Here is a 13,553-nt window from a genome sequence, read left to right on the forward strand (position 1 = left end):
CCGGAACGACCCGGCAAACCCCGGGAGTCGATACCCCGGGCGTCAATGCGGAGCGCGCTCCTCCAGGGCCGCGCGCCAGGCCGGCGGCGGCGTGTCCCCCGAGCCCGACCCCGGTCCCGTGCCCGCGCGCCGTCCGCCGCGTGCGAAGAAGTCGGCCAGCGGAAGGATCGCCGCGCCGACCGTGACCGCGTCGGGTCCTAGGGCGCCGAGCTCGATGGTGACCCGTTCGGCCGGGTGGCGCAGCGCGTACGAGACGGCGTGGGCGCGGACCGCGGGCAGGAAGCGGGAGCCGAGCTGGAGCCCGGCCCAGCCGCCGATGAGGATGCGCTCGGGCTGGAAGAGGTTGATCAGGTCGGACAGGCCCGCGCCCAGGTACTCGGCCGTCTCCTCCAGCACCGCCAGCGCCACCGGGTCGGCCTGCGCGCCGTCGGCCGCCGCGCCGTCCGCGGCCGTTCCACCGTCCGCGGCCGTGCCGGCGGCCGGGTAGGCGGCGGCGAGCATGGCGGTGAGGGCGGTCTCCTCGTCGACACCCTTCGGCGGGCGTCCGCCCGCCTCCTCCCAGCGTTCCAGCAGGGCCTCGGCGCCCGCGTACGCCTCCAGGCAGCCGAGCGCACCGCAGCGGCAGCGGCGCCCCCTGACCCGTACCGTGAGGTGTCCCCATTCCACGGCCCGGCCCAGTTCCACGTCGTCCGAGACGAGGCTGGCGCCGACGCCCGAGCCGAAGAGGACCACGACCGCGTTGCGCGCGCCGCGGCCGGCGCCGAACCACATCTCGGCCTGGCCGAGGGTCTTGGCGCCGTTGTCGGTGAAGTACGGCACGGAGTCCGGGAGCCCGCAGGCGGCACGGAGCAGGGACTCCAGCGGGACGGAGGGCCAGCCGATGGTCTGGCCGTGCACGACGGCACCCTCGGCCGCGGTGCGTTCCACGATGCCGGGTACCCCGATGCCGACGCCGAGCAGCCGTTCGGGGGCGATGCCCGCGGTGGCCAGGACCTCGGCGACGCCGTCGCGGATGTGACCGACGATGACGCCGACGTCGTAGTCCTGGTGCTCCAAGGGCCGTTCGGTGCGGGCGAGTTCGGTCAGGGCCAGGTCGAAGAGCTCGACGCGGACGCGGGTCTCGCCGACGTCCACGCCGATCATGTGGCCGCTGGCGGGGGCGACCCGGAGCAGGGTACGGGGCCGGCCGCCGTCGGAGTCGACGCTGCCCGCCTCCTCCACCAGACCCTCGCCGACCAGTTCCGCGACCACGTTGCTGATGGAGCCGGAACTCAACCCGGTGGCAGGACCGAGTTCGAACCGGCTCATCGGGCCGTCGAAATAGAGCCTTCTCAATACGGCCGTGCGATTGCCCCGCCGCAGGTCACGCACCGTTCGACCGTTCCGCCCCGCCATGTGGTTCCTTCCCGCCGTACCCCCGACCTGCAAGATACCGCTGCGCCAACCCTTGACGCGACTTTCTTACGGAGCTTAACTCACGTCCTAAATTAAGCCGTGAGGGTCGTTCGAGAAGTGAACGCACCACGCCCTCCTGCTTTCCCTCAGGAAGGGACGCCTGACGTCATGCGCAGAACCCGAGCCGCGGCCGCGAGCGCGGTCACTGTCTCCATGCTGGCCGCCGTGACCGCCTGCGGCGGTGGCTCGTCGACGGACGGCGGGTCCAACGACTCGCCGAAGACGCTCACCTACTGGGCCTCCAACCAGGGCCCGAGCATCGAGGCCGACAAGAAGATCCTCACCCCCGAACTGAAGAAGTTCGAGAAGCAGACCGGCATCAAGGTCAAGCTGGAGGTCGTTCCCTGGTCCGATCTCCTCAACCGCATCCTCGCCGCGACCACCTCGGGCCAGGGCCCGGACGTCCTCAACATAGGCAACACCTGGTCCGCCTCGCTCCAGGCGACGGGGGCCCTGCTGCCCTGGGACGCCAAGAACTTCGGCACGATCGGCGGCAAGGACCGGTTCGTCGAGTCCGCGCTCGGCTCGGCGGGTGAGGCCGGTACCGACCCGGCGGCGGTCCCGCTGTACTCGATGGCGTACGCCCTCTACTACAACAAGAAGATGTTCGAGGACGCGGGGATCTCCGGACCGCCCGCCACCTGGGACGAGCTGGTCGCCGACGGGAAGAAGATCTCCAAGGACGACAAGTGGGCGCTGGGCGCCGAGGGTGCGAACCTCTCGGAGAACATCCACCACGTCTTCGTCTTCGCCAAGCAGCACGGTGCCGACTTCTTCGACGCCGAAGGCAAGCCCGACTTCACCTCCGACGGGGCCGTGGCGGCGGTCAAGCAGTACGTCGACCTGATGGGCAAGGACAAGGTCATCGCGCCCGGCAACGCCGAGTACGCGCAGAACCAGTCCCTCCAGGACTTCGCCAAGGACAAGACGGCGATGGTGCTGTGGCAGACGGCGGCGAGCACGCTCAAGGCCCACGGCATGAGCGACGACGAGTGGGGTGTCGCGCCGGTGCCGGTCCAGTCCGGCGCTCCGGGCGCCGACACGGCCGTCAACTCGATGGTGGCGGGCATCAACATGGCCGTCTTCAAGAACACCGACAACATCGACGGCGCCCGGAAGTTCGTGAAGTTCATGACGAGCGACGCCGAGCAGAAGCTGCTCAACAAGACCTACGGGTCCATCCCGCCGGTCAAGGCGGCCCAGGAGGACCCCGCCTTCAACACGCCCGCCCTGAAGGTCATCCGGGACACCCTCTCCAAGAGCGCGGCCCCGCTGCCGCAGGTGGCCAACGAGTCGCAGTTCGAGACCGCGGTCGGCACGGCGGTGAAGGAGCTCTTCGCGGAGGCGGCGGCCGGCCGGCCGGTGACCACGGCCTCGGTCAAGGAGAAGCTCGACGAGGCCCAGCAGCAGATGCCGAAGAAGTGAGCGCTCGATGACCGTGACCGCACAGCCCGCGGTCGGGAAGGAAGCACCGCCCGGTGCGCCGGCGCCTGCCCCGCGCCGCCGCCCCGGGCGGGTACGCCGGATAGCCCTGCCGTATCTGCTCCTGCTGCCCGCCCTGCTCCTCGAACTCCTCGTCCACCTCGTGCCGATGGTGATCGGCATCGTCATGAGCTTCAAGGAGCTCACCCAGTTCTACATCCGCGACTGGGGCGCCGCGCCCTGGGCGGGCTTCGACAACTACAGCCTGTCCGTCGACTTCGACGCGCCCATCGGCAAGGCGCTGCTCCACTCGTTCTTCGTCACCTGCGCGTTCACCGTGCTCTCCGTCGGTCTGTGCTGGCTGCTCGGCACGACGGCCGCGGTGTACATGCAGGAGAACTTCCGCGGCCGAGGTTTCCTGCGTGCCGTGTTCCTCGTCCCGTACGCGCTTCCGGTGTACGCGGCCGTCATCACCTGGGCATTCATGTTCCAGCGGGACAACGGCCTGGTGAACCACGTGCTGCACGACCAGTTGGGCCTCACCGACAGCCCGTCGTTCTGGCTCATCGGCGACAACAGCTTCGTCGCGCTGCTCGTCGTGTCGGTGTGGAAGGGCTGGCCGTTCGCCTTCCTCATCGTGATGGCGGGCCTGCAGAACATCCCCAAGGAGCTGTACGAGGCGGCGGCGATCGACGGGGCCGGGATGATCCAGCAGCTGCGCCGCATCACGATGCCGTCGCTGCGCCCGGTCAACCAGGTGCTGGTCCTCGTGCTCTTCCTGTGGACGTTCAACGACTTCAACACGCCGTACGTGCTCTTCGGGAAAGCGGCGCCGGAAGCCGCCGATCTGATCTCGATCCACATCTACCAGTCGTCGTTCGTGACGTGGAACTTCGGGACAGGATCCGCGATGTCCGTGCTGCTTCTGCTGTTCCTGCTGGTGGTGACGGGTGTCTATCTCATCCTCACCTCACGCGGACGGAGGGGCGCCGATGCCTGAGCGCACCGCTTCGAGTTCGGTTGTCCGTCCGCGGGTGCGTCGTGGCCGGTCGGGCAGTTCCCCGCGCCCCGTTGGCGCGCTGCCGTCGCGGCGGTCGCCCATGGCCGCGCCCCGGTCCTTCGTCTGGTCGCGACGGATCTTCCTCACGCTGCTCACCGGGTTCGTCCTGCTGCCGGTGTACGTGATGCTGTCCAGCTCGCTGAAGCCGCTGGAGGACGTGTCCGGCGAGTTCCGCTGGGTGCCCAGCGGGCTGACGATCCGCCCCTACATCGACATCTGGTCAACCGTTCCGCTGGCGAAGTACTTCGTCAACTCGCTGATCGTGGCGGGTGCGGCGACGGTCCTGTCGGTGGTGATCGCGATCTTCGCGGCGTACGGGGTGAGCCGCTACCGCTTCCGCGGGAAGCGCCTGTTCACCGTGACCGTGCTGTCCACCCAGATGTTCCCCGGGATCCTGTTCCTGCTCCCGCTGTTCCTGATCTACGTGAACATCGGCAACGCCACCGGTATCGCGCTCTTCGGCTCGCGGATCGGTCTGATCCTCACGTATCTGACGTTCTCGCTGCCGTTCTCGATCTGGATGCTGATCGGGTACTTCGAGTCGGTGCCGCGCGACCTGGACGAGGCGGCGATGGTCGACGGCAACGGGCCGCTCGGCGCGCTCTTCCGGGTCGTCGTGCCGGCGGCGGTGCCGGGCATCGTCGCGGTCGCCGTGTACGCGTTCATGACGGCGTGGGGCGAGGTGCTGTTCGCGTCGGTGATGACCAACGACACCACCCGCACGCTCGCCGTCGGGCTCCAGGGCTACGCCACGCAGAACGACGTGTACTGGAACCAGGTCATGGCCGCGTCGCTCGTGGTGAGCGTTCCCGTGGTCGCCGGGTTCCTGCTGCTCCAGCGCTACCTGGTCGCCGGGCTGACCGCCGGAGCCGTCAAGTGACCACCGCTCCCCCCACAACGCCCAACTCCCCCATGTCGGAAAGGACTTCTGTGACCATCGATCTCGCCGCACTTCCCCAGGACTTCGTGTGGGGCACGGCCACCTCGGCGTACCAGATCGAAGGTGCCGTGGCCGAGGACGGCCGTTCGCCCTCCATCTGGGACACCTTCTCGCACACACCGGGGAAGGTGGACGGCGACGACCACGGGGATGTCGCCTGCGACCACTACCACCGGTGGCGCGAGGACATCGCCCTGATGAAGGAACTGGGCACCAACGCGTACCGGCTGTCGATCGCCTGGCCGCGGGTCGTGCCCGGCGGCGACGGCCCCGCGAACGCCAAGGGGCTCGACTTCTACGACTCGCTGATCGACGGTCTGCTGGAGGCCGGCATCACGCCGTCGGTCACGCTGTACCACTGGGACCTTCCGCAGGTGCTCCAGGACCGCGGCGGCTGGACCGAACGCGACACGGCACACCACCTGGCCGCGTACGCGACGGTCGTGGCCGAACGCCTCGGCGACCGCGTCCAGCACTGGACGACCCTCAACGAGCCGCTGTGCTCGGCCTGGATCGGCCATCTGGAGGGCCGGATGGCCCCGGGCCTGACCGACCTCACGGCGGCCGTCCGCGCCTCGTACCACCTGCTCCTCGGCCACGGCCTCGCCACCCAGGCGATCCGCGCCGCGGCCCCCGGCGCCCAGGTCGGCATCGTCAACAACCTGTCCTATGTCGAGGCCGCCACCGAGCGGCCCGAGGACATCGCGGCGGCCCGGCGCATGGACGGGCACACCAACCGCTGGTGGCTCGACCCGGTGCACGGCCGCGGCTTCCCGGCGGACATGCGCGAGGTGTACGGAGTCGAACTCCCGGAACGAGAGGGCGACTTGGCGGTCATGGCCCAGCCGCTGGACTGGCTGGGGCTCAACTACTACTTCCCGTCGGCCATCGCGGACGACCCGACGGGCCCGGCCCCGTACGCCGCCGCCGTACGCCGGCACGGTGTGCCGCGCACGGCCATGGACTGGGAGATCGACGCGGCCGGCATCGAGAGCCTGCTGCTGCGCCTCACGGACGACTACGGCGCCCAGAAGCTGTACGTCACCGAGAACGGCTCCGCCTACCCGGACGTCGTACGCCCCGACGGCACCGTCCACGATCCCGAGCGCACTCTGTATCTCGAACAGCACCTGGCGGCCTGCGCCTCAGCGGCCCGCAAGGGGGCCCCGCTGGCGGGTTACTTCGCCTGGTCGCTGCTGGACAACTTCGAGTGGGCGTACGGCTACGACAAGCGGTTCGGCCTCGTCCACGTCGATTACCGGACGCAGCGGCGCACGGTGAAGGGAAGCGGGCGCCGGTACGCCGAGATCGTCCGGGAGCACGGCGGGCTGGTGCCCAAGGCCGCCTGAGGCCTACCGGGCCAACTCGTCCAGCGCCGCCACGAGTTCCGGGGCCACCGTGTCCCGGAGCCAGGCGTCGTGCTCGTCCCCCATGTCCCGGGGGATCGTCTCGGTGAGCATGATCAGGTAGAGGTAGCTGCGGTAGAGGGCGAGGCGGCGGCGGGCCGGGTCGGTGAACTCGGCCCGCCCGCCGCCTTCCTGATACCCCGCCAGGAAATCGCGGTCCTTCTCGATGTCGTCGAGCAGCGCCAGGGACACGAAGTCCGCCAAAGGGTCGCCCCAGAACATGCGCTCGCCGTCGATCAGCCCGCCGATCCTGGGGCCGCCGGCACCGGCCGGGCGTTCGACCAGGATGTTCCCCCGCCACAGGTCGAAGTGCACCAGGCGCGGAACGGTCACTTCGTCCAGAGCACCGTAGGCGGACGCGGCCGTGCGGGCCGTCTCCTCCAACGGACGCGGCAGCCAGGCCTCGTACCGGCGGGCGTCGTGCAGGACGGCCGCGTACATGGCGGTGAAGGCGGAACGCCAGTCGGCGGACAGGGGGCCTAGCGCGCCGGACGGATAGCCGAAACCGGGTCCGGTCACCCGGTGGAGACTGGCCACCCGGACCCCCAACTGCCTTCGCAGGGGACCCTGTTCGTCCGCCGTGAAGCGGTCGTCCCACATGTCGCCCGGACAGGCCGTCATCAGCAGATGGCGGCCGGTCGGCGTGGACTCTTCGGCGGACGCCTCGAAGGAGACGCCCACCACGCGTGGCACGGGCACGTCGACCGTGGCGGCCGCGCGGTAGAACTCCGCCTCCGAGACGAGGAGTTCGCGCTCGTGGCTCAGACCGGGCGCGTCCGGCGGGGGCGGGATCTTCAGCACGTACCGGCTGCCGTCGGTGAGCAGCAGTTCCTCGACGGTGTTGTACGTTCCGCCGCTGAGCGGACGGCACCGGGCGAGGCGGTCCGCCGCGATTCCGGCGGCCTCCAGGATCCGTCCGACCCGTTCCTCCGGCATGCCGGCCCACCCCGTCCTCGACGCCGGTGTCTCCGCCGAGCCACCGGAACGCATCTCGCTCGAAGAATAAACACAAAGGAAACATCCGACTCGGTCACCACAGGTACGTTTCCCGAAATGTTGTCGTGTTCCCTTGTTCACGTTGCGTTCTTTTTCGATATAAAAATATTTGCGCCCGATACCCCTTTTGCCCTGGTGTCCTGAATCCTCAGAAGGAGCTTCCGTGCTGGACCGCCCGCGCGAGACCCGGACACGTCGCACGGACGCCGCTGGTCCGGCCAAGCGCCGTACTCAGAGGCCACAGCCTTCGCTGGCCTCCTTGCAGGGCAAAGCGGGAAACAGAGCCGTTGCGGCGGCGATCCAGCGTGCGTCGAACGGTCCTCGCCCGAGTTCCGCAGGCGGAGATCGGCGGCAGGCGGGCTCCTCCGAGGTGGACGCCTTGGCGATCGGCAGGGGTCGGTCGAATTCAGCCCCCGCCGACCTGCCCCAGGCTGCCGAACCGCCGCAGCTCTCTCGGGAGGAGCAGGGGGCGTCGGAGGAGAGCCGTCGGGCGGCGGCGTATCGACAGGTGGCGGTGGATGCGGCGGTGGAGGGTGGTCGGCGGCCGGGGGTGTCGGAGGAGCGGCGGCGACGGGTCGGGGCGGTGGCGACGGACGCGGCGGCGGAAGGGCGCCGCCGGGAGGAAGCCGCGGAAGAACGCCGCCGAATCGCAGCAGTAGCGACAGACGCGGCAACCGAAGGACGCCGACGACCAAGAGCACTGGAAGAACGACGGCGCCAGGTCGGGGCGGTGGCAACGGACGCGGCGGCAGAAGGGCGCCGCCGGCAAGAGGCCGCGGAAGAACGCCGCCGAATCGCAGCAGTAGCGACAGACGCGGCAACCGAAGGACGCCGACGACCAAGAGCACTGGAAGAACGACGGCGCCAGGTCGGGGCGGTGGCAACGGACGCGGCGGCAGAAGGGCGCCGCCGGCAAGAGGCCGCGGCGGCACGGGAACAGCCTGAGCGTCAAGAAGTCACCGAGGTGCAGGAGCAGCCCGAGCGTGAAGAGACCGCGGTGGAGGAGCGGCACCAACAGGAAGCAGCAGCGGCGGCGGCTGCGCAGGGGCAGAGTCAGCAGGACCGGAGTCAGCAGGAGGCGAAGCGGCGTCGAAGTGGGCTGCGGCGCTTGGCCGGTGCCGGGGGAAAGCTGAAGAGGGTCGCCGGGAAGATACGACAGATCCTCGCCACCCCGTCCAGGACCGACAAGGGCAAGAAGATCCTTGACCAGCCCGACACGGTGGCCAACCGGATCAACGCGCCCACGGAGGGCGGCGTCCGGATGCACGGGCAGGCCACGGGCGACACCGGTCAGGTACAGGCCACCGCGATCGTCGCCCAGGTCGACACCGGGATCAACGCGGTGACCGATGTCCTGGGGGTGGTCAACGACGCGCGTGCTCTGAACGCCGCGCGCAAGGGCCGCACAGGCGCGGGGCCGGAGTCCCACAAGCCCAGGAAGGACATGAACGGGAAGCCTCTCGGCGTGGCACAGAACGTCGGCATGGTCGCCGGCGATGCCACCGGCATGGCCAACGCCGCGGTGCGAAACGCCGGCCAGTTGGGCGGGGTGTCCGCGCTCGGGGAGGCGACCGGCGTTTTCAGCGTGTTCTATTCCACGCTGATAGCCGCCCGTGATTCCACTGTCATCTGGAAGACCTACAACAAGAACCGCGCACTCAAGGGTCTGGCACAGGGACCTTCCGGTGCGGCGCCGGGGAACGAGGGCCGACTCCAGGACGTACGCGACCGGTTGGGGGAGGTACAGCAGCAGACGGCCGGGGCAGGGGCCTCGCGGGAGCAAGTGGCCGACCGGTCGGACACTGTCGCGGTGGAAGTGGACGCGGCCGCCGCGGAACTGGGAGCCGGCGTCCTTGAGCTCAACCAACTGCTGCATGCCGAACTGGCCCAGATAATCCAGTACGCACGGCACAAGCAGCACACCAAGATGGGTAAACGCATCACCAGCCTCGGGGGAAACACGGTGCGTACCGCCGGCGGTGGCCTCGCGATCGCCGCCGCTGCCGGGGCGATCGGCGGCCCGGCGGCACCTGCCGTGGCCGGCGCGGCAGCGGCCCTCCTGCTCAGCGGCGCTCTCTACAAGGGAGCCAGGGCGGGCAGCAACCGGTATGTCGCCTCGCGGCACCCCGACCGGTGGGCCAGGCCCACACCGGCTCAGGCCGAGTCCGGGACGGACCGGCCCGAGGCAGCCGCATCGGCATCCCCGCCCGCGCCCGCCGCACGCCGCGACGCGCTGAAGGAGTTCTTCAAGGTGACGAAATCCGTCCAACAGGGCGAGCGTCACTTCATGGCGCAGAAACTCTATGCGCTCGCGGCCGGCCCGGACGTCCCCGCGAGCAGGAACGCTCCCGACGGCGTCCGTGAGTCGGCACGTGCGCTGCTAGGGGTCCTCAAAGCCGGCCCGTCCCAGCACAAGCAGTCGCCGCAGGAGTGGGCTGCGTCGCTCAACGACCCCGCGCAGCAGAGCGCCTGGGAGAAGGAGATAGCCAACCAGCTCTCCTCGGCCTGAGCCGCACCCTCAAGAGGGGCCTGCCCCTGCGCGCGCCGCCACACGGAATCACGGGCACGGCTCCCGACAACAGGCGCCCTCGGCCGCCACGATGCGCGACCCCCTCCCCGACACTTCGGCGTGTACGGGGCGCAGTTCCTGCCCGACGCGAACCCGCACGGGACCCGCGGCGCCCACCCCCGACCACGAGCAAACCGGACCGCATAAGCTCCCCGCATGGAACAGAGCGAGATCATCCTCCGAGCGATCGGCGTCCTGACCGAGACCCAGGAAATGGTGCGCAGGCTCAACGAGGACACCGACGTCGACATAGACGCCGGCGAGGCCCAACTGGGCAGGCTGGTGACGGAGGTCTTCCCGTCGGTCGAGGTCCCCGGCGACGCGACCCCCGCCGAGGCCGGCCAGGCGGTCGTGGACGCCCTGATGCCCGCGGCCATCTCCCTGGTCGGCGCCTTCGCCTTCCTGTTCTCGGAACTCGCCGACATCCACGACACGGAACGCTCCGACATCAAGAGCACCGACCTCCTTCGCACCCTCGCTCTCCGCCTGTCCGACACGGACTCGAACGCCGGACCCGGCTCCGGCCCCGATGCGGACCCCGGCGGCGACGCGTAGCGATGTCCGACGTTTCCCCCGCCGCCGCTGGTCACGCCTCCGGCACCTTCACCATGAGGTACCCGAAAAAATCCATTGGCTGTCGTCGGATCGGCTACGTAACATAGGTCAGAACCTAGTACCCCTAGGTTGATCTCAGTCGCTCCCGATCCGCCAGGAGAAGCCCGCCATGGAGCCGCTCACCGAGCAGGACATCCGCAATTCGTTCGTCAACTGCTCCAAGGGAGAGGCGAAACGACTGTTCGTACCGCACGACCTCGCGGAGCGGCCGTGGGAGCATCTGGACTTCCTGGGCTGGCGCGATCCCGGGGCACCGGACCGCAGCTACCTGGTGACCGAGCGGTCCGGCGGCCCCGTGGGCGTGACCCTGCGCTTCCCCTCGCAGCAGCGGGGCTTCACGCACCGCAGCATGTGCTCGCTGTGCCTGACCACGCACCCGGGAAACGGGGTCTCCCTGATGACGGCCCGCAAGGTGGGCGTACCCGGCCGCGAGGGCAATTCGGTCGGCGTCTACATCTGTACCGACCTCGCCTGCTCCCTCTACGTACGCGGCAAGAAGCTGCCCGGACCAGGGGCGCGCTTCGAGGAGAGCCTCACCGTGGACGAGCAGGTCACCCGCACGAACGGCCATCTGGCCGCCTTCCTGGACCGCCTGTACTCCTGACCGGCCGGGCAGTCGGTGTCATCGGCGGAGCTGCTCCCTCCGTTCGTGTTCGATGCGGGTGTCGAACGGGAAGTGGCCAAGGATGCGAGATGTACGTGAAGTGTGGGCTGCCGGCACCGCCCAGGTGGCGAAGTGGCGACAACAGCCCGGTTTCGTCCAGTCGGTCCGGTCGGCGGCGGCCGCGACGGTGGCGTACGTGGTCGCTCTGCACTTCAGCCCCGAAGTCGCTCCGCTCACCGCTCCCCTGACCGCGCTCCTCGTCGTCCAGGTCACGCTCTACTCCACCCTCACCACCGGCATCCGGCGGGTGAACGCCGTGGTGGCCGGCGTGCTCGTGGCCATCGGCTTCAGCGCCCTGGTGGGGCTGACCTGGTGGAGTCTGGGGCTGCTCATCCTGGCCTCGCTGGCCGTCGGGCGCCTGGTGCGGGTCAGCGAGTTCGTGCCCGAGGTGGCGATCAGCGCCATGCTGGTCCTCGGCGTCACCCGGATCGGCGACACGGCCTGGGCGCGGATCCTGGAGACCGTGATCGGCGCCGTGGTCGGCCTCGGCTGCAATCTGCTGTTCGCTCCCCCGGTGTGGGTCGGCGCCGCCGGTGAGTCCATCGAGGATCTGGCCCGCCGGATGCGACAGCTGATGCTGCGGGTCGGCGACGAGGCGTCCGGCCGCCCACCGGTGGCCGTTGCGACCGAGAGCCTCCACGAGGCACGGCAACTCGACCACGACATCGTCGACGTGGACGCGGCCCTCAAACAGGCCGAGGACAGCCTGCGGCTCAACCCCCGTGTCCGGGAGGGTCTGTTGCACCGGGTGGTCCTGCGCACCGGTCTCGACACGCTGGAGATCTGCACGGTGGTCCTGCGGGTGCTCACGCGCACACTCACCGACCTCGCCAAGGAACGCGCCCCGGAACCGCTGTTCGAGTCGCAGATCGGGGCGGTCTTCGAGCAGCTCCTGTCCGAGGTCGGCGACGCCGTGGTCAGCTTCGCCGTACTGGTCACCACCGACGTCAGCCACAGCGCCGAGTCGGCGGAGTCCCGGCTCGCCTCCGAACTCACGGCCGCGACGGCCACCCGCGACAAGCTGGCCCAGCTCCTCCTGGAGGAGGTGCAGCGGGACGCGCACCAATGGCAGCTGTACGGCGCCGTGGTGACCGAGGTGACCCGGATCCTCGACGAACTCGACATGGAGCACCGCTCCCGCCGCCTGCTGGAGGAACTGGACCGCTGCACGCGCGAACAGCGCGAACGCATGCCCCGGCTGGACCGCTTCCGCCGGCGCCTGCGGCGCTCGCGGCGGAACCGCAAGGCCCCCTCGGCTCGTACTACGTGACGTACGTAAACGTACCGAACACCGTGTGACGGACCGGGACGACAATGGCGGAAGGAGTACGGATGGCCGACGGCACCGTGCGGATCGACGGGAACTCACTGCTTCTGCCGGGCGGTGTGCGAGTCCGGTTCATCCGTACCCTGCGCCTGCCCGAGACGGGTACGCACGCGCTGCCGCCGGGGCTCGGCGAGTTCCCGCTGCGGCGCGTGGAGGACCACCCGGACACGGTGCCCGCCGAGTGGCTGGCGCGCGGCGGAGTGATGCTGCCGGTCCATCTGCGCGAGGCGATGTGGCTGAGCTTCGCCAGTGCGGAACCGGCGGCCCTCCAGGTGGGCGCGGGCAAGGTGTGCGCGGTGTCCGGCGAGCCGTGGAGCCCCCGGCCGGCGCGGGATCCGCAGAACTACGTGGTGCTGCCCCGTCAGCCGTGGCTCGACGGCATCAACTCCGGGAAGGGCACGGTCCGCCAGTTCGTGGCGGTGCCGCTCGGGCTGGGCGCGACGGTCGAGGGCCAGGTCACCGGCGAGGAGGTGTGGGGCGGCGTACAGCTGCAGTCGTTCCCGCTGAACGACGGCGCGCTGCACGCGTGGCGTGACGAGCAGCGCAGGCTGGCGGAGGAGACGGCACGCCGACGGATCCGGATGGCGTCGGGCGGCTACGGCGCCCCGGCCCCCATGTCCGCTCCGGGTGCCATGTCCGCGCCCGGTTCCGTGCCGCAGTTCGGCGGTGCCGTGCCGGCGTCCCCGGCGGGCGCCGCGCCCCGCGCCTCGGGGGCGATGGGTCTCGGCGTCGGCGGTTCGATGCGCCAGGAGGTCTACAAGGACGACCGCCCGTTGTCGGACTGGTCGGCCGACGCGGCCGGGCGGGTCTTCGTCCACCTCGTGACACCGCCGGAGTGGCGGCGCGTCACGGGCGAGGCTCCCCCGCCGTCCCCCGTCGACCGTGCGGCCTACACCCGCGCCGGGCTGCCCTGGTTCGACTACTGGGACCAGGACGGCACGGATCTCGATCCCACGGACGCGCTCGGCGCGGTGAAGCCGGTCGGTGACTGGCTCGGCGACGACCACACTCCGTGGCAGCCGCCGTCGCCGGGTCAGGTGAAGCCGCTGGGCGACGCGCCGGGCAAGCCGGTCGGTGACGGGGACTGGTGAGCCCCGCT

At 70.1% G+C, this 13,553-nt stretch carries 11 protein-coding genes; 9 read left to right on the top strand and 2 right to left on the bottom strand.

The window, feature by feature from the left end; translation table 11 throughout:
* Positions 1-42: 42 nt before the first annotated feature.
* Positions 43-1,395, bottom strand: a complete 1,353-nt coding sequence (locus OHS59_RS06510) for an ROK family transcriptional regulator (protein ID WP_328492441.1) — start codon at positions 1,393-1,395, stop codon at positions 43-45.
* A 168-nt stretch (positions 1,396-1,563) separates the two neighbouring features.
* On the opposite strand from OHS59_RS06510, the gene OHS59_RS06515 reads away from it, so the two are divergent.
* The 4 genes from OHS59_RS06515 (at position 1,564) to OHS59_RS06530 (ending at position 6,226) form a co-directional block, all read left to right on the top strand.
* The gene (locus OHS59_RS06515) at positions 1,564-2,880 is read left to right on the top strand and encodes an ABC transporter substrate-binding protein (protein WP_328492442.1); all 1,317 of its coding nucleotides are present in this window, start codon (positions 1,564-1,566) and stop codon (positions 2,878-2,880) included.
* 7 nt (positions 2,881-2,887) lie between these two features.
* Positions 2,888-3,877 carry a carbohydrate ABC transporter permease gene (locus tag OHS59_RS06520; protein WP_328492443.1) on the top strand — a complete coding sequence of 330 codons (990 nt, stop codon included), beginning with the start codon at positions 2,888-2,890 and terminating at the stop codon, positions 3,875-3,877.
* Positions 3,878-3,977: 100 nt separating this feature from the next.
* Positions 3,978-4,817: a carbohydrate ABC transporter permease gene (locus tag OHS59_RS06525; RefSeq protein WP_265647921.1), complete on the top strand. Its 840-nt coding sequence runs from the start codon at positions 3,978-3,980 to the stop codon at positions 4,815-4,817.
* Between the two features lie 32 nt (positions 4,818-4,849).
* The gene (locus tag OHS59_RS06530; RefSeq protein ID WP_328492444.1) at positions 4,850-6,226 is read left to right on the top strand and encodes a GH1 family beta-glucosidase; all 1,377 of its coding nucleotides are present in this window, start codon (positions 4,850-4,852) and stop codon (positions 6,224-6,226) included.
* A gap of 3 nt (positions 6,227-6,229) precedes the next feature.
* On the opposite strand, the gene OHS59_RS06535 is transcribed toward OHS59_RS06530, so the two are convergent.
* The gene (locus OHS59_RS06535) at positions 6,230-7,219 is read right to left on the bottom strand and encodes a phosphotransferase family protein (RefSeq protein WP_328492445.1); all 990 of its coding nucleotides are present in this window, start codon (positions 7,217-7,219) and stop codon (positions 6,230-6,232) included.
* A gap of 1,024 nt (positions 7,220-8,243) precedes the next feature.
* On the opposite strand from OHS59_RS06535, the gene OHS59_RS06540 reads away from it, so the two are divergent.
* From OHS59_RS06540 to OHS59_RS06560, 5 genes are all read left to right on the top strand, one after another.
* Positions 8,244-9,788 (top strand): hypothetical protein, encoded by a 1,545-nt coding sequence (locus OHS59_RS06540; protein WP_328492446.1) that lies wholly within the window; start codon positions 8,244-8,246, stop codon positions 9,786-9,788.
* A gap of 216 nt (positions 9,789-10,004) precedes the next feature.
* A complete protein-coding gene (locus tag OHS59_RS06545; protein WP_328492447.1) occupies positions 10,005-10,403 on the top strand; it encodes a hypothetical protein in 399 nt (132 codons plus the stop codon).
* Positions 10,404-10,572: 169 nt separating this feature from the next.
* Complete coding sequence (locus OHS59_RS06550; protein WP_328492448.1) at positions 10,573-11,067, top strand: FBP domain-containing protein; 495 nt, start codon at positions 10,573-10,575, stop codon at positions 11,065-11,067.
* Positions 11,068-11,149: 82 nt separating this feature from the next.
* A complete protein-coding gene (locus tag OHS59_RS06555) occupies positions 11,150-12,397 on the top strand; it encodes an FUSC family protein (protein WP_328492449.1) in 1,248 nt (415 codons plus the stop codon).
* 62 nt (positions 12,398-12,459) lie between these two features.
* A complete protein-coding gene (locus tag OHS59_RS06560) occupies positions 12,460-13,545 on the top strand; it encodes a hypothetical protein (protein ID WP_328492450.1) in 1,086 nt (361 codons plus the stop codon).
* Positions 13,546-13,553: the final 8 nt, after the last annotated feature.

Source organism: Streptomyces sp. NBC_00414, assembly GCF_036038375.1.
In the GTDB taxonomy this organism is placed as follows: domain Bacteria; phylum Actinomycetota; class Actinomycetes; order Streptomycetales; family Streptomycetaceae; genus Streptomyces.

What these genes read in the sequence shown, in the direction of transcription:
- OHS59_RS06550 (WP_328492448.1), top strand. Translation starts at nt 10,573, where the DNA reads ATGGAGCCGCTCACCGAGCAGGACATCCGCAATTCGTTCGTCAACTGC.
- OHS59_RS06535 (WP_328492445.1), bottom strand. Translation starts at nt 7,219, where the DNA reads ATGCCGGAGGAACGGGTCGGACGGATCCTGGAGGCCGCCGGAATCGCG.
- OHS59_RS06530 (WP_328492444.1), top strand. Translation starts at nt 4,850, where the DNA reads ATGTCGGAAAGGACTTCTGTGACCATCGATCTCGCCGCACTTCCCCAG.
- OHS59_RS06515 (WP_328492442.1), top strand. Translation starts at nt 1,564, where the DNA reads ATGCGCAGAACCCGAGCCGCGGCCGCGAGCGCGGTCACTGTCTCCATG.
- OHS59_RS06525 (WP_265647921.1), top strand. Translation starts at nt 3,978, where the DNA reads ATGGCCGCGCCCCGGTCCTTCGTCTGGTCGCGACGGATCTTCCTCACG.
- OHS59_RS06510 (WP_328492441.1), bottom strand. Translation starts at nt 1,395, where the DNA reads ATGGCGGGGCGGAACGGTCGAACGGTGCGTGACCTGCGGCGGGGCAAT.
- OHS59_RS06555 (WP_328492449.1), top strand. Translation starts at nt 11,150, where the DNA reads ATGCGAGATGTACGTGAAGTGTGGGCTGCCGGCACCGCCCAGGTGGCG.
- OHS59_RS06560 (WP_328492450.1), top strand. Translation starts at nt 12,460, where the DNA reads ATGGCCGACGGCACCGTGCGGATCGACGGGAACTCACTGCTTCTGCCG.
- OHS59_RS06520 (WP_328492443.1), top strand. Translation starts at nt 2,888, where the DNA reads ATGACCGTGACCGCACAGCCCGCGGTCGGGAAGGAAGCACCGCCCGGT.
- OHS59_RS06545 (WP_328492447.1), top strand. Translation starts at nt 10,005, where the DNA reads ATGGAACAGAGCGAGATCATCCTCCGAGCGATCGGCGTCCTGACCGAG.